21 protein-coding genes and 2 pseudogenes are annotated in these 18,375 nt (G+C 53.0%); 9 read left to right on the top strand and 14 right to left on the bottom strand.

The genetic code is table 11. The features are described 5' to 3' along the window. Window positions 1-124 precede the first annotated feature (124 nt). Complete coding sequence (locus ACGK9W_RS16060; RefSeq protein ID WP_146083415.1) at window positions 125-580, top strand: hypothetical protein; 456 nt, start codon at window positions 125-127, stop codon at window positions 578-580. On the opposite strand, the gene ACGK9W_RS16055 is transcribed toward ACGK9W_RS16060, so the two are convergent. Continuing rightward, complete coding sequence (locus tag ACGK9W_RS16055; protein ID WP_104270935.1) at window positions 537-1,487, bottom strand: DMT family transporter; 951 nt, start codon at window positions 1,485-1,487, stop codon at window positions 537-539. The two genes, ACGK9W_RS16060 and ACGK9W_RS16055, sit on opposite strands and share 44 nt — an antisense overlap. Before the next feature lie 744 nt (window positions 1,488-2,231). On the opposite strand from ACGK9W_RS16055, the gene ACGK9W_RS16050 reads away from it, so the two are divergent. The 6 genes from ACGK9W_RS16050 to ACGK9W_RS16025 all read left to right on the top strand — a co-directional run bounded on the left by ACGK9W_RS16050 (window position 2,232) and on the right by ACGK9W_RS16025 (window position 7,014). Beyond that, window positions 2,232-2,834, top strand: coding sequence for a hypothetical protein (locus ACGK9W_RS16050; protein ID WP_126810980.1), 603 nt, complete (start codon window positions 2,232-2,234; stop codon window positions 2,832-2,834). A gap of 330 nt (window positions 2,835-3,164) precedes the next feature. Continuing rightward, window positions 3,165-3,560 (top strand): DUF4357 domain-containing protein, encoded by a 396-nt coding sequence (locus ACGK9W_RS16045; RefSeq protein WP_126810981.1) that lies wholly within the window; start codon window positions 3,165-3,167, stop codon window positions 3,558-3,560. An 87-nt stretch (window positions 3,561-3,647) separates the two neighbouring features. Further along, window positions 3,648-4,211 (top strand): hypothetical protein, encoded by a 564-nt coding sequence (locus tag ACGK9W_RS16040; protein WP_288367445.1) that lies wholly within the window; start codon window positions 3,648-3,650, stop codon window positions 4,209-4,211. 85 nt (window positions 4,212-4,296) lie between these two features. After that, window positions 4,297-5,472, top strand: coding sequence for an NYN domain-containing protein (locus tag ACGK9W_RS16035; protein ID WP_405417530.1), 1,176 nt, complete (start codon window positions 4,297-4,299; stop codon window positions 5,470-5,472). A 105-nt stretch (window positions 5,473-5,577) separates the two neighbouring features. Continuing rightward, entirely contained in the window at window positions 5,578-5,721 is a 144-nt protein-coding gene (locus ACGK9W_RS16030) for a hypothetical protein (RefSeq protein ID WP_405417528.1), read from the top strand. A gap of 39 nt (window positions 5,722-5,760) precedes the next feature. After that, window positions 5,761-7,014, top strand: coding sequence for an IS256 family transposase (locus ACGK9W_RS16025; protein ID WP_008172221.1), 1,254 nt, complete (start codon window positions 5,761-5,763; stop codon window positions 7,012-7,014). A gap of 325 nt (window positions 7,015-7,339) precedes the next feature. Here the strand turns inward: ACGK9W_RS16025 and ACGK9W_RS16020 are convergent. From ACGK9W_RS16020 to ACGK9W_RS16000, 5 genes and pseudogenes are all read right to left on the bottom strand, one after another. Next, window positions 7,340-7,861 (bottom strand): annotated as a pseudogene (locus ACGK9W_RS16020) (integrase core domain-containing protein); the annotation flags it as partial. Between the two features lie 29 nt (window positions 7,862-7,890). Continuing rightward, window positions 7,891-9,534 carry an IS66 family transposase gene (gene tnpC / locus ACGK9W_RS16015; RefSeq protein ID WP_008169627.1) on the bottom strand — a complete coding sequence of 548 codons (1,644 nt, stop codon included), beginning with the start codon at window positions 9,532-9,534 and terminating at the stop codon, window positions 7,891-7,893. Window positions 9,535-9,591: 57 nt separating this feature from the next. Beyond that, window positions 9,592-9,960 (bottom strand): IS66 family insertion sequence element accessory protein TnpB, encoded by a 369-nt coding sequence (tnpB, locus tag ACGK9W_RS16010; RefSeq protein WP_008169629.1) that lies wholly within the window; start codon window positions 9,958-9,960, stop codon window positions 9,592-9,594. Continuing rightward, window positions 9,960-10,268, bottom strand: coding sequence for an IS66 family insertion sequence element accessory protein TnpA (gene tnpA / locus ACGK9W_RS16005; RefSeq protein ID WP_008169631.1), 309 nt, complete (start codon window positions 10,266-10,268; stop codon window positions 9,960-9,962). The genes tnpB and tnpA overlap by 1 nt, the downstream gene beginning before the upstream one ends. Before the next feature lie 82 nt (window positions 10,269-10,350). After that, window positions 10,351-10,949, bottom strand: a pseudogene (locus ACGK9W_RS16000) (transposase); the annotation flags it as partial. A 74-nt stretch (window positions 10,950-11,023) separates the two neighbouring features. On the opposite strand from ACGK9W_RS16000, the gene ACGK9W_RS15995 reads away from it, so the two are divergent. Next, window positions 11,024-12,177 (top strand): IS3 family transposase gene (locus ACGK9W_RS15995; protein ID WP_085986445.1). Its coding sequence is split into 2 segments (ribosomal slippage): window positions 11,024-11,264 and window positions 11,264-12,177, totalling 1,155 coding nucleotides; the frame shifts between segments, so codons are not numbered across the junction. On the opposite strand, the gene ACGK9W_RS15990 is transcribed toward ACGK9W_RS15995, so the two are convergent. The 7 genes from ACGK9W_RS15990 to ACGK9W_RS15960 all read right to left on the bottom strand — a co-directional run bounded on the left by ACGK9W_RS15990 (window position 12,126) and on the right by ACGK9W_RS15960 (window position 16,598). Then, window positions 12,126-12,416, bottom strand: coding sequence for a hypothetical protein (locus ACGK9W_RS15990; protein ID WP_405417521.1), 291 nt, complete (start codon window positions 12,414-12,416; stop codon window positions 12,126-12,128). The two genes, ACGK9W_RS15995 and ACGK9W_RS15990, sit on opposite strands and share 52 nt — an antisense overlap. Window positions 12,417-12,524: 108 nt before the next feature. Further along, window positions 12,525-12,830 (bottom strand): NIPSNAP family protein, encoded by a 306-nt coding sequence (locus ACGK9W_RS15985; RefSeq protein WP_405417518.1) that lies wholly within the window; start codon window positions 12,828-12,830, stop codon window positions 12,525-12,527. A gap of 105 nt (window positions 12,831-12,935) precedes the next feature. Next, entirely contained in the window at window positions 12,936-13,442 is a 507-nt protein-coding gene (locus ACGK9W_RS15980) for a hypothetical protein (RefSeq protein WP_405417515.1), read from the bottom strand. A gap of 22 nt (window positions 13,443-13,464) precedes the next feature. Then, window positions 13,465-13,896: a hypothetical protein gene (locus ACGK9W_RS15975; protein ID WP_405417512.1), complete on the bottom strand. Its 432-nt coding sequence runs from the start codon at window positions 13,894-13,896 to the stop codon at window positions 13,465-13,467. A gap of 95 nt (window positions 13,897-13,991) precedes the next feature. Further along, window positions 13,992-14,522: a hypothetical protein gene (locus ACGK9W_RS15970; RefSeq protein ID WP_405417509.1), complete on the bottom strand. Its 531-nt coding sequence runs from the start codon at window positions 14,520-14,522 to the stop codon at window positions 13,992-13,994. Window positions 14,523-14,615: 93 nt separating this feature from the next. Beyond that, window positions 14,616-15,440 carry a restriction endonuclease gene (locus tag ACGK9W_RS15965; RefSeq protein WP_405417506.1) on the bottom strand — a complete coding sequence of 275 codons (825 nt, stop codon included), beginning with the start codon at window positions 15,438-15,440 and terminating at the stop codon, window positions 14,616-14,618. Between the two features lie 276 nt (window positions 15,441-15,716). After that, on the bottom strand, window positions 15,717-16,598 hold the full coding sequence (locus ACGK9W_RS15960; RefSeq protein WP_405417504.1) for a DMT family transporter: 882 nt from the start codon (window positions 16,596-16,598) through the stop codon (window positions 15,717-15,719). Window positions 16,599-16,926: 328 nt separating this feature from the next. Between ACGK9W_RS15960 and ACGK9W_RS15955 the strand changes: the two genes are divergently transcribed. Next, complete coding sequence (locus ACGK9W_RS15955) at window positions 16,927-17,886, top strand: LysR family transcriptional regulator (RefSeq protein WP_088826548.1); 960 nt, start codon at window positions 16,927-16,929, stop codon at window positions 17,884-17,886. Here ACGK9W_RS15955 and tsaA read toward each other — a convergent pair. Next, window positions 17,880-18,323, bottom strand: a complete 444-nt coding sequence (gene tsaA, locus ACGK9W_RS15950) for a tRNA (N6-threonylcarbamoyladenosine(37)-N6)-methyltransferase TrmO (RefSeq protein WP_405417500.1) — start codon at window positions 18,321-18,323, stop codon at window positions 17,880-17,882. The two genes, ACGK9W_RS15955 and tsaA, sit on opposite strands and share 7 nt — an antisense overlap. Window positions 18,324-18,375 lie beyond the last annotated feature (52 nt).

Below are 18,375 nucleotides of genomic sequence, written 5' to 3'. Positions count from 1 at the left end.
AAGATCCTGCAAAGCAGGCCCCAAGGCACTGACATTCGCTCCCGCTTCGATAATCTGGGTTCAGAGGCATCCGGCACTGGGTCCGGATGCGAGATCTGTCTCTGAGCAGAACGGGAGAATCATCATGAAGCGACTGTTGATCGGAAGCCTGGTAACGGCATTCCTGATGGCATCGGCTCCGGTGATGGCCGGTGACGATGACCGCCGCGGTCATGGCTGGCAACCGCACCATGAGCGGGGGAGTGCGCTACCCCCGGGCCACCAGAAAAAGTTCCTGCAGGCCCACTATCGGGACGACCGTCACCATCGGCACCACCACAAACCACGGCACTACAAGAAGCATCAATGGGACCGGAAGTACCACGATCGCCACAGGTACCACGGTGACAAGCGCGGATGGGGCAAGAAACACAAGCGGGATGTCTATCGCGACAGATACGATCGTCGACGCGACTGGCACCGTCACCATTCGGGCCATTACCGCATCAAACTCGGCTATGGTGACGGATTGCCGCCGGAGGCCCGTATCGGTCGGATTATTCACGACACTCACGTGCTAATTGAATCTTCCCGGCACTGAATGATTCCTCCTGGTTCCGGCGCCCCTGTTGCTCCGGGACCGGGTTGAACCCCCTTGCAGGTTCCTTGCGCCGGTGCTGCAGACCAATGAGCAGCAGGGGCACCACAATCATCAGGCTGCCAGCCAGGAACCACAGGTCGGGCACTTCACCGAACCAGATCCAGCCAATCCCCACGGCCCAGATAAGCCCGGTGTATTCGGCGCTGGTGACCTGGTTGGCATCCACCTGCCGATAGGCCAGCAGTACGGTGATGTTGTAAACGAGAATAAACAGCGCCGAGCCCATGGCACCGATCAGGATGCCAGAATCCCATTGGGCGCCTTCCCACCAGGCCAGTGCACCCGCTGCGGGCAGAATCAGCAGGTAATTCAGGAACAGTTTGTGAACGGTGCTCTGCTGTTTCGGCAGTTTTCGGACCAGCACTGCGTTGATGGCCAGGGCAAAGGCAGAGCCAAGCGCCGCCACGGCCGCCCAGTTGAATTCCACCGGCCGCAGGATGAGCACAATACCGGCAAAGCCGCTGAACACCGCGCTGACACTCAGCGGCGTGAGTTTTTCCCGGAACAGGAATACCGAGAGCACCATCACCAGGATGGGCGCGGCGTAGAACACGGCGTTGGCGGTCGCCAGCGGCAGGTTGGCCAGGGCGACTACCATGCACAGCAGGCCGGCCAGGTGGATGTGGGCCCGGAAGGTGTGGATTTTCAGGCCGGCGAACAGGTTTTTCCGGTCCAGTTGCCCGGCCATTGGCAGCAGGAGTGCCAGGGTGATCAGGCAGCGCAGGAAGGCAAACTGGAACACCGGGGCGCCGGGTTCGAGGAGTTTGATGAACACGTCAGAGATCAATGCCATGGCGTTGCCGATCACCAGCAGCAGGATGGCGCTGTTTACGGTTTTTCCAGACATGTTTTTCTCCTTTGCTCTTCAAGTTCGGGTGCAAGAGCAAATCGAGTGGCTCCCTCCGAAAACCGCTGTGAATACGTCCCTGTACGCTTGCTCTCCGCCATCCATGGCTCCGAGCATTTTCGGAGGGAGCCACACGATCTGCTCCCGTAACATTGTCAGTCCAACGCTAAGGTGAGATCTAGTGGTCTTTGAAATCAGATACTTGCGGCGGGGTCACCAAAACTGTGATTTTGGGTGACCGTGATAAGGCGAGATTTCTCATCGTTATCCACGGATAGCATGAGATTTATTCCGTTGACGATCATCAACTAATTGATAAGACGAGATATTTAGCATCAAAAATAGGGAAGGTAAAGGGCTAATGGCTTTATTGGGGAGGTCTGGGAAGAAAACCGGACTAAAGGTGATGGGTCGAAATAAAATAGCATTGCTACGCTGTGAATGCTTCAGCAGCGGGGGCGTCAAATAGCCTAGCAAGTCATTCAATTTTGTTCCGGCCTGAGCGGGCCTCCAACGGACCGACTTTGCGACGCAGAGCGCCTTTATGTCGGCGAGGGAATACTGGCGTTATGGACCCTGACAATTTGACACAGCTTTTTCAGCGGCTAAGATCAAGGGCAATGCAGCCATCGCTGCATGGGCTAAACGAGGCCTGAGCCCCAACTCTATTCGTCGAAATCCTGCTTCATGAATTTTCATTTGAATTCAGCTGCTAATAAATGGGGTTCGCAGAGGAGAATTCATATGAAAATTAGTTCCAAAAGAGAGTTTCACTCTGTGGTCGGTTCGCTCCGTAGTCTTCTAGCAGACGAAGGAGTTGCAATTAAGACAACGAGAACTCAAGAACTGCTTTCTCAGTCTTTAGGCTACAAGTCTGCAAATGGTTTACTAGCATCTCTGCCTGTCGATATTGAGCTGAACGATGCGGTGTTTCGGAACTTTGACGATCGCTTGAGTAGCAATCACGCTGTTTCGAGTGTTGACGCTACATCGCTCCTTCGATCTTTAGAGGCAGCTCATAGAAGTTACTCAACTGTCTGGAATAGTGATGCTCGATGCTATCCAGAAGAGCTCTCCAAAGATGAGAACTACTGGTATTTAACCGAACATGGCTGGATCCCGTGGAGTCAGATGGACTTTGCAAAAATGAGGGTCGAGCTAAATATCTATAAGGTGGTTCAATCTCATTTCGCACCATTCCTTGATGATGATTCGTTCACCGGTAGCGCAAGGCCTATCTGGACAGCAGACATTGCTAGCGATGAATTTGAGAATCATGCAACTAAACTAGAGAAAGAGTTTGGTGAAATGCCTGATAAAGAGCAGATGTTTTCACGCCCAGATTAAACCATAACAATTGGTAATTGCCGGACGCACACCTATGTTGCGCTCCGGCACGCCGGAAAGACTAGACGATTTATCCCAATCGAAGCCGTCAATCGGAATGTATCCTTCCTATCCTCTCCCTGGCATCCCGCAACTTAAACAGACACGCATTGATAACTCCGAATCAGAAGAGAATCGGTCGTTATACTTCAGGTTCGCCTCTATTCTGTATTCACGCATGCTGGTGGCGCCTTGCATAAAAAGATCCCTCGATAGACTCAAAACTTATTTGCTATAAATACTATAAAAGCTACTATTCTCTCTATAGTCGCTGATTAGAGAGGCCGAGTCATGGCAACTATCGAAGTTGATTTTGAAGTTTTCAAAGAGCTAACAGTTCGTCGAGAGTCTGAGTCGATGACCGAGAATGACGTAATTCGGCTGCTCCTCGGGCTTAACGATCAAGCATCTAAACCGACAGCAGGTAACGAGACTACCGGCGGAAAGCCATGGGTATGTAAGGGTGTTGCCTTTCCCCATGGGACCGAATTTCGCGCAACCTATAAGGGCCAACTTTATACCGGGGTTGTAGCAGAGGGGGCGCTTGTAGTTCAGGGCAAGCGGTTTACTTCACCGTCGTCTGCTGCCGTTTCAATAACGGGCAATCCTGTTAATGGCTGGAGGTTTTGGGAGTGTTTGCTTCCAGGGGAGAAGCACTGGAAAGTTATTGCAGAGCTGCGGAACTAAACATGCCTAGCCAAGCGCGTGATCAGGATGGAGCAAAGGGCCATCCATTTACTCAGCGTTTTACGGTGCGAAAGATTGGAGCAAGTCATGAAATCTGATGGTGTATCGGCTGCATTCTCTTTAATACTAGAGGAAATTGAGGTTGTTGAATCCCAATTGAATCAGGAGGGTTCCGCTGCATTTAGCAAAAGCCAATATGACGACGCTGAAGCTATCAGTAGCGCAGGAAAAAAACTTAAAGAGTTTCGCTCTAAACTGGAAAAATTACAGAGTGAATGGAGCTCTGGAATCGACATAAAAACCCGTGAAAGAGTAAAAATCGAGCCCGGATATTCGATAAGGCCGCACTCTAAATCTGCTCGGACAGGCATCAAAGTGACGCTGGCCAATGGGGCTATAATTCAGAGAGAAAATGCCGCTCAGACGATGGCTGCAACTATCGAGTATTTTGGTCTAGAGAACGTTCGTGCCCTGAGACATACCGTGAGCGGAGTCGACCTGGTATCGACATCGAAGCATCCAAAATATGGGCAAGTTCAAGTCGGTAAATTTTTTGTTTGTACTCACAGCAACACCAAAAGCAAAAAGAAATTGCTGGAGGATCTGTCAATAAAGCTCAATCGACCACTCAAAGTTGAGATTATTGGGTAATAGCCCACAGCCAGTCGCTGTTATCAATGCGTGTCCACTGTATTGGGGCTGGTTATTTCTACTGGTCGGGACAAGGAGAGAGTGTTTGGAAAAGTCTAAAATTGCAGTTTTCATCGACGTTGAAAATCTGACGCAGTGGGTTAAGGACGATGGTACTGAGCGGTTGATGGCAGATATCAGTGCTATTGGTCAGGTGATTGTTCGACGCGCATATGGAGTTTGGAGTAAACCAGGTATCTCCAATTTCCAGGCTCCTTTGAATCGACTAGGATTCGAACTCATCCACAGTTTTCATCCCGTGAGTGGTAAGAACTCTGCTGATATCCAGCTGACTGTTGATGTCATGGAGCATGCGTTGCGGCTAGCTGATGTCGATTGGTTTGTGCTGGCAACGGGGGACTCTGACTTCTCACCGCTATTTCGTCGTCTAAGGGAAATGGGAAAGGAAGTAATCGGGGTTGGCCCTCGTTCACCATTGAGTGAGAGTGTGAAATCGTCCTGCTCTCGCTACATCCATACAGATCCTGTCTCAACCAACACGAGAGAGCTTGAGTTCGATGATGCAGCCGAGATCGTAGAATCCATCCTGGCTGCAAGTACAGAACCCCTACCGCTAAACGTGCTGAAACAAGGTGTCCTCAACGTCAATAGCGCATTCAGTGAGAAGGACATGGGCTTCGGCTCTTTTTCCACGTTTTTGAGGGCCATAGATACAGTGGCCCTTAAAATGTCGCCTGGCAGCAATACTATTTGGTTGGCAGAGCTGATTACAACAGATAGCCCCCGCCAGCCTAGTGCTGATTTGAAGCCTGGAAGCCGAGAGAGTTATCAAGCTCTGCTACGCAAGAAAAAATGGGTCACGGTACCTAGAGAGTTGCTTGGGCTTGTTGGTGATAGGCTTAGAGATTTACCTCCCCTCGAAAAGCAGGAGTTGATCGAGGAGCTAATAGTACGCATCGCACCGGTGCGAAAGGACGTTACCGCAGCAGATATCCGAAAGGCCATTGTCCTGCTTTATAAGGCTCAGATGTTTGAGCTGATTGACGACACTCAACACAATAGTCGGTTGCTGAAGCTAAAGTCTGAGCTTGACCATATGAAAGAAGTGGATATGGCATTTATGCGCAGACTGAGGTCTGCGTGTACCGAGAACAATATTGCGTTTGAGCCCGCAATTTTCCGAGATCTACTTTTTACCAAACCAGCAATGCCGGATCTATCTACGATGTTAAGGGCTGTTGAATTGGAAGAGGTGGCTTGAACATCAGCGCTGCAATATCTATCCCACCACTCTGGCGGGTTTGGGAATGTCCGCAGCAACGGGGTAGAACCCGATTACCACTTCACTTCAGTGGAGGAGCATAACATGAGCTTAACATCTGATTGGTTTGAAGATGCACCGAACAGGAAGAAACGGTGGGATGGAGAGGGATTGTCATTGAAAGAAGGAGTTATGGTGATTTCTGGTGTATGGAAGCAGGTTGAAGGGGTGGCGTATCCTGTTGGTTGATCACCGCGACGATCACAACCAACAGAGGAATGATACGCCATGTCCAAGTCTAACCTGCATGCTCTTTCACAACCAGAGGTAGCCGGCAACGATCCCTTGCACGAGTTAATCCGTCAGGGTGCCCGTGATCTGATTGCACAGGCTGTCGAGACGGAGCTGGAGAGCCTGTTGAAGCAGTGCGCAGACGTCAAGACACCGGATGGCCGCCGTGCTGTGGTGCGCAATGGGCACCTTCCCAAACGCACTGTTCAGACCGGCGTCGGCGACGTAGAAGTCCAGGTTCCCAAAGTCCGGGACCGCAGTGGCTCTGGCATTCGCTTCAACAGCCACCTGCTGCCACCCTACCTGAAGCGTGCCCGGAGTCTGGAGGAACTGATTCCCTGGCTCTACCTGCGGGGCGTCTCCTCCGGTGACTTCCAGGAGGCCCTGAGCGCGCTGGTCGGCGAGCAGGCCAACGGGTTGTCGGCGAACACGGTCTCCCGGCTCAAGGCGAAGTGGCTGGATGAGCACAAGGACTGGCAGCGCCGGGACTTGAGCCAGAAACGCTATGTGTACTGGTGGGCCGACGGCGTGTACAGCAACGTCCGGCTGGACGATCGACTCTGTCTGCTGGTAATCATCGGCGTGACTGAGCATGGCCACAAGGAATTGGTGGCTGTCGAGGATGGCCACCGGGAGTCCGAGGCCAGTTGGCGAGAGCTGCTCACGGACTTGCGGGAACGTGGTCTGGAGCCGTCGCCCAGGCTGGCTGTGGGTGACGGCGCACTGGGCTTCTGGAAGGCTCTGAGCAAAGTGTTTCCGGACACCCGGCACCAGCGGTGCTGGGTGCACAAGACGGCCAATGTGCTGGACAAGCTGCCCAAGTCGGTGCAACCGAAGGTGAAGTCAGCCTTGCATGAGATCTACCTGGCAGAGACTCGTGACAGCGCCCACAAGGCGTTTGACAGCGCTTTGCGGCGGTTCCGGGACAAGTACCCGAAGGCCATGGAAAACCTGGAGAAGGACCGGGATGAGCTGCTGGCCTTCTACGATTTCCCGGCGATTCACTGGATTCACTTACGGACCACCAATCCGATTGAATCCACCTTCGCCACAGTACGGCTGAGAACCAAGCGGAGCCGGTCTTGTGGCAATCGCGACACCACGTTATCGATGGTGTTCAAGTTGCTCCAATCCGCCCAGAAACGCTGGAAGCGGATCAAGGGGTTCAACCAACTGAAGCTGGTCGTGGACAACGTGCAGTTTCAGGATGGAATACCGGTGGAGGATCAATCTGACAGGAGCGCTGCCTGATGGTCATACACCAGATTTGACAATAACTCTGAAAGAAGTTGAAGAGGCTCTTTTTGCAAATTACAGCTCAGCGTATCCAGTGGCAACGGAAATGGCGGAATATATCTTTGAAACCTGGACTGCCCGTCGTGTAGCCATGCTTAAAAAAGAAAGCCGAGAAATCCTTTTTGAAATTTGGGACGGTCGTCTATCTTCTCGCCTTTCATCGAAGTCAGCTGGAGAAACGTAGCGGGTATAGCTTCACTCAAAACGTCGCTACCTCAGGCTCATTCTTGGGGATGGTTACAGTTTTCTCGACCACCACCGGAGTGTAAACATCCCTGTTTCAGTTGCACCGCTGATTAGAGTTTTCCGCTCGTTGGTGTTTCGCCAGGTATTCCCATGGCGTCAGGTCTTCCAGTGAATCGTGAGGGCGCTCATCGTTGTATTCCGTCATCCAGGATTCGGTCAGTTCTCGGACTTCGGTGAGATTCCGGAAGACATACATATTCAAGATCTCGTCCCTGTAAGTCCGATTGAAGCGCTCAACATACGAATTCTGAGTTGGTGTGCCCGGCTTGATAAACTCCAGCTCGATACCGTGTTGCTCAGCCCAATCTGCCAAGGCCATCGAGATGAATTCAGGACCGTTATCCATGCGTAGTTTGGCCGGGTAGCCTCGCCAAGCAATGATGCGCTCCAGAACTCGTATGACCCTCGGTGCTGGCAGGTTCAGGTCAATCTCAATAGCCAGCACCTCCCGGTTAAAATCGTCCACCACGTTGAAGGTGCGGAACCGGCGACCACAGAACAGACTGTCGCTCATGAAATCCATGGACCAGCATCGATTAACGGTGACTGGTACGCTGTAAGCGCCGTTAAATCGACCCACTTGCCCTAATCGTATTGAGCCACTTTTTTCAAAGCCAACAACTCGGCATTCCAGGGCAGCAAGGCTTCAAGCTTCTCCAGCGTGTCGGCCTTAGCAATTCGTTCCAGCACATGGTGGATATAAGCGGAAGGCTCCAGGCCATTGGCCTTGGCGGTTTCGATGAGCGAATAGCAGGTGGCGCTGGCTTTCGCCCCTTGTGAGGTATCGGCGAAGAGCCAGGCCTTTCTGCCGAGGGCAAACGGGCGAATAGCGTTCTCGGCACCGGCATTGCTGATGTTCAGGTCACCGCGTTCGCAGTAACCAACCAGATAGTCCCACTGGTTCAGGGTGTAATCCATGGCCTTACGGGTGAGCAGGCCTTTCATCACCTTGGCGGCATTTTTCTCCAGCCAGGCTTTGAAGGTGTTGAGCAATGGCAGACTCTTTTCCTGACGTAACTGATAGCGCTCTTCATCGCTCAGATCTCGGGCGGCCTTTTCAATGGCGTACAGTTTGCGGATGTGGCTCAGGGCCACATCCGCTTTTGAGGGCTGGCCCTTTTTGCCTTTGGCCGGCGCAGCCCGGGACGCTTCCACGAACTTACGTCTCGCGTGGTCCCAACATCCGATTCGGGTCAGCTTGTTCGCGGCACAGACCTGACCGTAGCCGGAATAGCCATCGGCTTGCAGAATGCCCTGGAAGTCATCCAGCAGGCGCACCGGCACTTTGCCACCTCGCGATGGGTCGTACTCGAACAGAACCGAGGGTTGTCCCGGTGGGCCACCCCGGGTGACCCACATCCATTTGTCGGAGTGGACCGATTTGCCGTCTTCCTTGAGCACCTGGATCCGGGTTTCATCGGCTTGCAGGTAATCACTGCCGTTCTGGGTTTCCCGCATCAGGTTGATCAGCGGTTGGAAGACGTCATTCAACCGGATGATCCAGTGAGCCATGCTGGTGCGACTCACTTCATGCCCCAGGCGCTGGAACATCTGTTCCTGCCGGTACAACGGCAGGCCGTCGGCATACTTGGAGGTAATGAGGCAGGCCAGCAGTGATGGGGTGGCGATGCACTTACCCAGCGGGTGTGCTGGCCGAGCAGCCGCAACAATCCGTTCTTCGCCGTCCTGCTCGAACACCGCCTTTTCCTGCCAGTACTCCAGCACTTTCAGTTGGGCCGGGATATATTCAAGCTCTTCTTTCACCTTGGTGAAGAAGGTCTTGGTGGCACCGGCTTTCTCTTCGTCGCTGAGGGTCAGTTCAATGCGCTCGCGCAGTAGCGTATCAGAGAAGCCACGCTGACGACGCTTGCGGGAACGACGAGGAGCGTCGGCCTCTTCGACATCCTCGGGCAGCTCCTCGCGCAGTTCATCAATCTCGATTTCCAGCTCCGCTTCATCGAACAGCAGGATCTGGTTGGGCTGCTTTTCACTGCTGGCCGCGAACTGCTGGATCTTCTTGTGACGCAGCAGTTCTTCGAGGATGGCGATATAGTTGTCGCGACGCTGGAGGGTCTCGTCGTGCTGTTTCAGTTGAACTTGTTGGTTCTGGAGGGCGTCTTCTTTAGCGGCCAGCTGTGCTTGCAGATTGCTGATAACAGACATCATTTCAGCGGTGGAGAGACCGCTGAAATCGGGAGTTGAAGAGGCGTTATCAGGCGTTGATTTCATGGCGAAATTATAGCAAAAACAACGTCCTGGCACACCAAAAAAGTGCTACTAAAAGCACTATCCAACGCTCTCATAATGCAGGGTTTTATGGCCTCTCAACAGCGTGATGTCGTAGCCGTCCAGCAGCCAGTTGATCTGCTCACCGGTCAGCGACATCAAGTCATCCGCGGGTCCTGGCCATTTGAACTTTTCTTCAGCCAGAGCTTTGTAATAGAGCACAAAGCCGTTGTCTTCCCACATCAGGCATTTGATCTTGTTCCGCTGCCGGTTGGTGAAGGCATAAAGCGCTCCAGAGAACGGGCTGTGCCCCAGTTCCTGTTCCACCAGCAGGGCTAGGCCGTTGGCCTGCTTGCGGAAGTCGATCGGCTTTCGGTACAGATAGATCTCCGGCAGATCCCAGGAGGGACGCAGATAGCGGTGACGCATCACATCTGCCTCAGCACCGCGCCCAGCAACTCAATGTTGCCAGCGTGCAGGCCGGTGATTGATACGCCGCCGGGCAGTGACACGGTCAGACCGGCTCCGGCATTCGCAACCGGTGCCACGCGGGCGAATCCGGATCGAGTTTGAACCGGCTTGCTGGGCTCCTCGCGGCCAGTCAGCTTCTGCCGCCAGTAGACAAACCGGTGGTAAACAAGGGACTCTTGTTTGCAGTAGGCGGCACCGGACAGGCCCGAGGCCTGCCAGTCCGATAGCGTCTGTTGCCAGAACTGATGTAAATCAGGGGTGGTCATCGGATTCCTCCTTCATTTGAAAGCAGGAATCAGTGTGGCGAAATTCAGTTGCCAGCCACAGGTGCGGATTTATTGGCGCTTACGGTACGCTCAATGGCTCCGGGTTTCGTGTCGGGAGTCGTTTCTTGCCCCGTCGTCGTTTGTTCAGGTTGAGAGCACAATACAGCCGGTGTACCCGCTTGTGATTCCATCCGTGACCCCAGCGTCTCAGCACCTTGAACAGCTTGCTGAAGCCGTAGGCGGGATAGCGTTCAGTCGCGCTTTGAAGTGCTGCAATCACCGGTTCATCCCGGGAGGTATCTGGTCGATACCGGTACACAGAGTCACTGATGCCAGCGATTCGGCAGGCCCTGCGGATGCTGACACCGTGAGCCTGCTTGAGGTAATCCACCAGTTCTCGTCGAACGGCTGGCTTTACAGCTTTTTTTCGATCACATCCTTCAGCAGCTTGTGATCCAGGCTCAGCTCGGCGTACATCTGCTTCAGCCGGCGGTTTTCCTCTTCCAACTCTTTGAGGCGCTTCACATCAGAGGCCTCCATGCCGCCATACTTCGATTTCCAGTTGTAGTAGGTCGCATCGGAGATGCCGTACTCCCGGCAGACTTCCTTGACCAGGCGGCCGCCCTCGACCTCCTTCAGGATCTTGACGATCTGTGACTCGCTGTACCGTGATTTCTTCATGTCGTTCTCCGTTTGCCTCATTGTAGGCCGGAGAACTCTAATTACGCATGCGCCGATTTTAGGGGATGGTTACAATGTCCAGACGCAGAAAATATAGCCCAGAGTTCAAACGCGAAGCCATCGCCTTAACCCGGCAACCCGGTGTGAGTTGTCGCCAGGTAGCCTTAGAGATCGGCATCAATCCCAACCTGTTATCCCGGTGGCGCAGAGAAGCGGATGAGGAAACGGATAAGGCCTTTAAAGGCTCTGGTTCCCCCAGAGACGAAGAGGTTGCCCGCCTCAAGCGAGAATTGGCCCGCGTGAAGAAGGAGCGTGATTTTTTGCGCGAAGCGGCAGTGTTCTTCGCAAAGGAGTCGTCCTGAGGTATCAGGCGATTCAACGTTGTCGCAATACTTTCCCAATACGTCTTATGTGCCGATGCCTGAAGGTGTCGGCCAGCGGTTATTACGCTTGGGTCTCTCGCCCTGAGTCCGCCAGGTCAAAGGCGAATCAGCACTTGCTGTCACGCATCAGAGAGATTCATGACGATAGCGGGGGCATGATTGGCTCACCCCGTATGCATGAGGATCTGGTTGCTGAGGGAGCCTCAACCAGCCTGAACCGCGTCGCGCGATTGATGGCCAAACACGGCATTCAGGGGTGGCCACGCAAGAAGCGCGGACGCTTGGGACGTCAATCTTATCGACCACCGGGAATCCGGAATCATCTGGAACGGGATTTCTCCGCTCTGGAGCCAGACACCAAATGGGTGACGGATATAACAGAGATCCCGACGCAGGAAGGAAAGCTCTTTCTCTGCGTGGTTCTCGACCTGTTCAGCAAGCTGATCGTTGGCTGGTCGATGCATCACCGACAGGATCGGCATATGGTAATCAGAGCGGTTGAGATGGCCGTTTGGCAGCGCCAGGGGAAAGTTCCGGTGATATTGCATTCAGATCGAGGCAGTCAATTCACCAGCGGTGATTACCAGCGCTATCTCGGCAGCAACCGACTGGTGAGCAGCATGAGCGCGGTCGGTCATTGTGGTGATAATGCGGCCTGCGAGGGGTTCTTCGGCATGCTCAAGCGTGAGCGAATTCACCACCGGCGCTACCGAACCCAAAATGAAGCACGAGCTGATGTCTTCGATTACATTGAGCGGTTCCATAATCCTAGGATGCGACGTAGAGTTGCTGCTCAGGACAGAAAACTGTTCGCCGTTTTAAAACCGTCCGTGGAAACGGGGTAGAACCCCTGATTAAGAAAGTCTTGCTCGACCATTCGCTTTTCGTCGATGAGAGACTCGACGTATGCGACGTAATCCTCATCACCCTCATCATCCTCAAAGTCAAAATCAAACTTCGACTCAATAGCTTTGAGATCAGATTCGAATTTGCATTCAAGTTCTTCGGCGTATTTACGGAAGACCTCGATCTTGTTCTTAAAAATGGCTTTATGGATCTCGAAAACGATTCTTTTGTCACCCATGAGGCACATCCTTTCGCTTCATATGATGCCTTTGATAAGTGGCGCCCGACTAGGGCATCCGGTGGAGGCCCATCGGGCCGGAACAGACTTAATGCACTTGTTACAAGCTCAATCAAAAACCGGCCTCATAAAACTGCGCTCACAGCTTAGTACACAACGAGTTTCTTCGGCGTATCTGAAGGCGGCCTGGCAATCTGAGTCTTGGAACGAGGCCTCACGGTATTTTTCATAGGCTGCCAGAGACTCGAAGGTGAATAGTGCGATGGCGATATTGTTGGCACCCTCGGAAGGCAAATAATACCCATGATGCTGACCGCCGAACCTCTGAACCAGAGGTATCCACATCTTGGAATAGCGCTCGAACTCGGCGGCTTTGTATGGATCTATGACGTACTTTAGGTAGCAGGTAACCACTTGAACTCCCTTTCAGTTGGCCTTGTAACGCTGAGCGCACCGGTGACCTTTACAGAGCGAAGCGGCGTATAGGACATCCGCCTGACGCGCCTTGTCGGGCCTTTTTCACAGGCCTAGCAGGTTTGAGACAGGAGGCCAAGCACGCGCCGCCAATATGGCCGCAAGTCCGAAGATAAACCCGTATCTATGGATTTTATATTTCAGCTCACCGCCCTTATCCAGTTTTTCGATCTGTGCTCGAGTAATGCTGAGCTTACTATCTAATCGTTTTAGTACGTCATCCAGATCAATGCTCTCTCCAGTGCCACGAACAGTCACCTGCCGAGCTCCTTTTGACTGGGCATCGTGGAGGTCTCTCTGATCTTGCTCGATATCCTGCTGCACATCAAACAGGTGATAAATCTGTGGAGTCCATTCAAGTCGAGAGGCCAGTGTCAATGCAGACGTAAGCAGTAGAGCCCAACCTAGGAGTTCCATAATATCTGCCGCCGGAGATGTACCGAACGATGCAGTTTGAATTGCAAGCCCGAGAAGGGTGAAGGTGAGACCGAGTATATAGAACTGGAACTTCTCTTGGATCCTTTGTCCCGCCTCGGTATTCGACTCAGCCATGGCTGCTCCTTGTTAGGCAAAGTTACCACTGGACATCTATGACTCGGCCATTCGACGTTTCACACAGCCCGACCCCGCCGGCCGTGGTGAAACCGGAGGAATCGGCATACTGAAACTTGCAACGCATGGTATGACCTTTGTTGCCGAACAAAACAGCCTGCATGCTTCCTGTGTAGCTCTCTACTACGCTGAAGCTCGTGCCACTCGCGGTAGCATATCCTCCGCTAGAGGAGGTAGCAGTACCGAAACCAGTCCCTATGCTAGTAGAACGGCCAACCATGACCGCTTTGCCTGTAAATGTTTCTCCATCCGGCATAGTTACTTCGAGATTGTCGTGCTGCATACCCTGTGTGTAAGCAATTGAAAGCGGCTGCCCAGAACTGCGGACCATGCCGTTCATAGTTCCGGCACAAGCGCTCAAGGCGACACAAATTAAAACAATCAAGAGTCTCATATGCCTTCCTACTTGACTCCCAACGCTTGCAGCATGCGCGCCCACGAAATGAAGCCGAAGGCGCAATGTAGTGGGCGTCGCTGTGCCTGCACTGGTTATGCGAGATCAACGTCAGCCTGATAGTCCGGGAGGATTCTCCAATTATCCTCAAATTCGACGACATCCTTGATATTGAGAATCGCCTGCGGAGAAGCGCCGCCTCCAGGACGGCGATAGTCATGCCTCTCCATAAAAGCCGAGTACCGGGCGACGATCTTCTGTTGTATGTCGCGTTCAGTGCAGATGAAAAATCTTGCTCCGCTGATTCCTGAATCACCCAGCCGCACCAAGACCCAGACCAAATTCGGATGTTTAAGCGGTTTCAATGGACCAATTGTTTGACGATTATCCTCGTCGATACTGTGGTCGCACCACTTATCGATAGAGGACTGAACCAACGCACCCGTCGTACTCGCTTTAACCTGAACAGGAAATGACTTGAGAGATTCAGAGTGAACCGCTGTGACATCGAATCCGGGAACGTTTCCAGAATAAGGAGAAGCGTAGTAGCCAAGTGTCCCCAGTACCGCCGACACTAGATGCTCCCCAACCTGTCCCGTTAATTTATTCGATACACCAGATGCCATACTCTCAGCTATTCCATTAGTGCATAACGCCCGGCTCATGCGCCGGTTTGGAGCCGCGAAGCGGCGGAAAAACGGTCGCTGTGCAGCCGATTGTTATGCATTTTTATGATGCATGTGCTCGACCTCGCCACTGCTAAAATCCTGAAGTACCGCCTCTACTAGATTCATAGCATCAATTTCAAGGTCTTTGTCGAACTGCGTAGACATGTACGTGACCACGACTCTCCCCAGCTTTAGTTCTCGATTGTCTGGAGTTACAAGATATGAATTCTCAGGAATCAGCGTTTTCTGACTCTCTACACCAAATCCATCTGATCCTACTGAAACATGACGATCAAGCCATAAATTAAAAGCACAGGGCTCATGCCCCTCGTCTCTGACAACTATTTCGGTCGAATTGACAGACATTACCGATGGGTCTTTCTCGGCTATTTCTCTGGTTTCCTGATCTTTTCCGTCAAACTCTAGCTTGAAATCAAGATAATGGTTCCTGAGAAGTTTCATTTGAATATTGACTATTTGGATACAGCCATCCCAGTCTTCCCCACGAGGCTTTCTTATCAGTTTTAGCCCCATTTCGTAAAAATCCGCATACTCCTTCGCGCCGGATTGAAAGCCTACGGTTGTAACTATTATTCCTGTGCTATTGGGGATGTCCGTTGTAAGCCCGTGTAGGTTTCTAACATGCAACAAACTAACCGCGTGGCCATAGTGCTTGCATTCTATAAGTACCCGGTGAACTATCCCGGCGTACTTATATTCCCAAAAAACATCTATTTGGTGCTCAACGCCTGACTTTCCTTTGATCTTAACATTATGTCTTACGTCAATATTCTCAACACCCTGAAGAGTAAGGATTTCTCCATAAATTTTCTGAGCCAACTTCTCATAACATGCGGAGGTTTCAGAAACTTTCACACCTTACTCCTTGATGCATAACAGCAATTATGCAGCAAGCTTTATTATTGCAGAAATTTGACTGCGTCATTATTACTGACTTTGAACCATCAATCGCGCTGCACATGAAGCGATAAAACAATAGCTTAGCCGAGCATAGATATCTCTGCCATGTGATCATTCAGCGTCTGCAATTTGCTCTGCCAATCATACTGAATGAAATGGCTGTGATTTGCTTGGAGGCTCTGGAGGAAACCCCTAAACTGAATGTTCGCTTTTGTTTATTAGTTGCGGGCTTCAACCATTCACCGTAAGAGCCCGTGGAATCCGATCATTTCGCTGCCGCGAACGCAACCCAATCAGAAGTAAAGGCACCACGATCATGGCGCTGCCCACGGCGAACCAGAGGTCGGGCATTTCATTGAAACCTACCCATCCGATCAACACCGCCCAGATCAGTCCGGTGTATTCAGCGCTGGTGACCTGATTTGCATCCACCTGCTGGTACGCGAGCAGGACGGTCATGTTGTAGCCCAGGATGAACAGCGCCGAGCCTGAGGCACTAATTAGCATTGAGCCGTCCCAATGGGCGCCTTCCCAGAGTGCCAAAGCCCCGGCGGCTGGAACAATCAGCAGGTAGTTAAGGAACAGCTTGTGGATCGTGGACTGCTGCTTGGGCAGCTTGCGCACCATCACGGCATTGATGGCCAGAGTGAAGGCCGAGCCCAGTGCGGCGATGGCTGCCCAATCAAATTCGACTGGTCTCAGGATCAACACGATGCCCAGAAACCCGCTGAATACGGCGGTCACGCTCATGGGCGTCAGGCGCTCACCAAATACCAGCGCAGCGAGGACCATCACCAGGATCGGAGCGGCGTAGAACACGGCGTTGGCAGTCGCGAGGGGCAGATTGCCCAGGGCTATGACCATGCAAAGCATGCCAGCAAGATGAATGTGCGCGCGAAGGGCATGGATTTTCAGACCCGCGAACAGGTACTCCCGGTTCAGTTTGCCAGCTAGCGGTAGGAGCATGAACAGCGTCAGGACGCAGCGCAGGAAGGCAAACTGGAAAATCGGAGCACCGGGTTCCAGTAGCTTGATAAAGACATCGGAAATGATCGCCATAGCGTTGCCGATCACCAGCAAAAGTATGGCGCTATTGACGGTTTTTCCTGACATGGTACCTCCCTTAAAGTTTCGGCGGCGACGGCTTCAAGCCCGCTTCGCAACTAGGTGAATTTCGTTTAGTACCGCTCAGTGCCAGAGACCACAGACAAGCGCCAAAAGGACGTTGAGAGCTTGGAGTCTCACGTTAAAGTTGTATGGCGTTTTTTCAGAGACGGCTAAAACAGTGGCTGAAGCCTTGGTAGCTCTGGCTTGAGCAATCCCACGTATCATGAGATCGAATCTCAATCTCGAGTTGGATTGACAACATGGAGGGCAGTCTAAGTGGGTGCTAATATCCGATAAAATGATCAATATTCACGTGCTATTAGAAAATTAGATAATGAAGCTGCCACCCCTGAAAGCCCTGCCTGTTTTCGAAGCCGTTGCCCGTCTCAACAGCTTTTCACTCGCTGCCGATGAGTTGGCGGTGAGCCAGAGTGCCGTCAGCCATCAGATCAAGCAGCTGGAAACCTACCTGGGCGAGCAGTTGTTCTGGCGCAGTGGACGGACGCTGTCGCTGACCGATGAGGGCCGGCAGTACCTGGATGCGGTCAGTTCAGCGCTGTTGCAGATTGAGCGGGCCAGTGAGCAGATTCTGGGGCATGAGGAGTCCTTGCTGAGGCTCTCGGTGTTCAGTTCGTTTGCCGTGCGCTGGCTGGTGCCACGGTTGCCGGATCTGAAGCGGTTGCATCCTCAGCTGGATCTGGCGCTGGAGATGAGTAGTGGCAATCCGGTGTTGTCGGACCGGGTTGCAGATTGCTTTATTACCGTTAAGCCTTCTTCGCCGGCATTCAGCTATGAGCTGCTTTACGAGGAGCGTCTGTTCCCCGTGTGCAGCCAGGATTACTGGCAGAAGATACGCCGGGAGCTGGCGTTGGAAGAGGTTGCCGGCGACCCGGCATCGGTGTCGTTAACGCCGGCGATGATGGCGGAGTTTCCGTTGCTGTCGACCTACAGCATCTATAACCGGCAGGGTGGGGATTGGGAAGCCTGGTATCGTGAAGCGGGCCTGGACCTGCCCAAATCCTGCCGTTTACTGCACTCGAGTCATATGCTGCTGTCGCTGGAGGCTGCGCGCTTCCACCAGGGAATTGCGCTGACCAACGACTATATGCTCAGCACCCGCAAGGATTCCGGTGACTTTGTGCGCTTGCCCTGCCACTCCGTTATGACGGGCGACATTTTTTACTTTGCATGGAAAACCAGCCGTCGTCGTGAACGAGGGATTCAGCTTCTGCGGCGTTGGCTGGTTTCAGAAGCGATCAATTCAGGATTACGTCCGGAGGAGGTCTCTCAGTAAACATTCGCTTTATCGGGTGCTTTTGGGGTGAAAGCGCAGCGGTCTGGCTTGATGTCCAGTAGCGGAGTGCCATCCAGACAGTCCAGGCCGCGCACGATCAGGGTCCCTTTTTCTATACGAACCAGTTTGACCATGGACGTGCCAATCGGGTTGGGTCGCACCGGGGAGCGCAGGGCGAAGGTGCCGAAGGTCTGGCCGTCGCTTCTGGGGCTTTGCCGGATCAGGTCCCGGCGGCTCTGGTCGAGCCAGTAAAGCACCTCAATGGTGTCGTAGTCTTCGAGCCCCGCCAGCGCGTTGTGCCAGACGGGGTCCAGAACCAGCTGGCACTCCGGGCCGTCAAGGCGGCCCTGGCGCGGGCAGTCCTTGCGATCGCGCCAGGGGGTATGAATGGTGCCGATGAATCGCAGCGTTGCATCGGAGGCCGGTTCAAGTGCCACGGCCTCCTCATTCGGACGCAAATCACCAGGATCGTTCATCGGCTGGCCCACG

The sequence above is a fragment of the Marinobacter flavimaris genome, assembly GCF_045057155.1.
In the GTDB taxonomy this organism is placed as follows: Bacteria; Pseudomonadota; Gammaproteobacteria; order Pseudomonadales; family Oleiphilaceae; genus Marinobacter; species Marinobacter manganoxydans.
The sequence above is the reverse complement of the archived record's forward strand: the minus strand, read 5'-3'. Positions and strand labels throughout refer to the sequence as shown.

Coding starts and splice junctions, on each gene's coding strand:
- ACGK9W_RS16060 (WP_146083415.1), top strand. CDS start 125: ATGAAGCGACTGTTGATCGGAAGCCTGGTAACGGCATTCCTGATGGCA.
- ACGK9W_RS16055 (WP_104270935.1), bottom strand. CDS start 1,487: ATGTCTGGAAAAACCGTAAACAGCGCCATCCTGCTGCTGGTGATCGGC.
- ACGK9W_RS16050 (WP_126810980.1), top strand. CDS start 2,232: ATGAAAATTAGTTCCAAAAGAGAGTTTCACTCTGTGGTCGGTTCGCTC.
- ACGK9W_RS16045 (WP_126810981.1), top strand. CDS start 3,165: ATGGCAACTATCGAAGTTGATTTTGAAGTTTTCAAAGAGCTAACAGTT.
- ACGK9W_RS16040 (WP_288367445.1), top strand. CDS start 3,648: ATGAAATCTGATGGTGTATCGGCTGCATTCTCTTTAATACTAGAGGAA.
- ACGK9W_RS16030 (WP_405417528.1), top strand. CDS start 5,578: ATGAGCTTAACATCTGATTGGTTTGAAGATGCACCGAACAGGAAGAAA.
- ACGK9W_RS16025 (WP_008172221.1), top strand. CDS start 5,761: ATGTCCAAGTCTAACCTGCATGCTCTTTCACAACCAGAGGTAGCCGGC.
- tnpC (WP_008169627.1), bottom strand. CDS start 9,534: ATGAAATCAACGCCTGATAACGCCTCTTCAACTCCCGATTTCAGCGGT.
- tnpB (WP_008169629.1), bottom strand. CDS start 9,960: ATGCGTCACCGCTATCTGCGTCCCTCCTGGGATCTGCCGGAGATCTAT.
- tnpA (WP_008169631.1), bottom strand. CDS start 10,268: ATGACCACCCCTGATTTACATCAGTTCTGGCAACAGACGCTATCGGAC.
- ACGK9W_RS15990 (WP_405417521.1), bottom strand. CDS start 12,416: ATGGGTGACAAAAGAATCGTTTTCGAGATCCATAAAGCCATTTTTAAG.
- ACGK9W_RS15980 (WP_405417515.1), bottom strand. CDS start 13,442: ATGGCTGAGTCGAATACCGAGGCGGGACAAAGGATCCAAGAGAAGTTC.
- ACGK9W_RS15975 (WP_405417512.1), bottom strand. CDS start 13,896: ATGAGACTCTTGATTGTTTTAATTTGTGTCGCCTTGAGCGCTTGTGCC.
- ACGK9W_RS15970 (WP_405417509.1), bottom strand. CDS start 14,522: ATGGCATCTGGTGTATCGAATAAATTAACGGGACAGGTTGGGGAGCAT.
- ACGK9W_RS15960 (WP_405417504.1), bottom strand. CDS start 16,598: ATGTCAGGAAAAACCGTCAATAGCGCCATACTTTTGCTGGTGATCGGC.
- ACGK9W_RS15955 (WP_088826548.1), top strand. CDS start 16,927: ATGAAGCTGCCACCCCTGAAAGCCCTGCCTGTTTTCGAAGCCGTTGCC.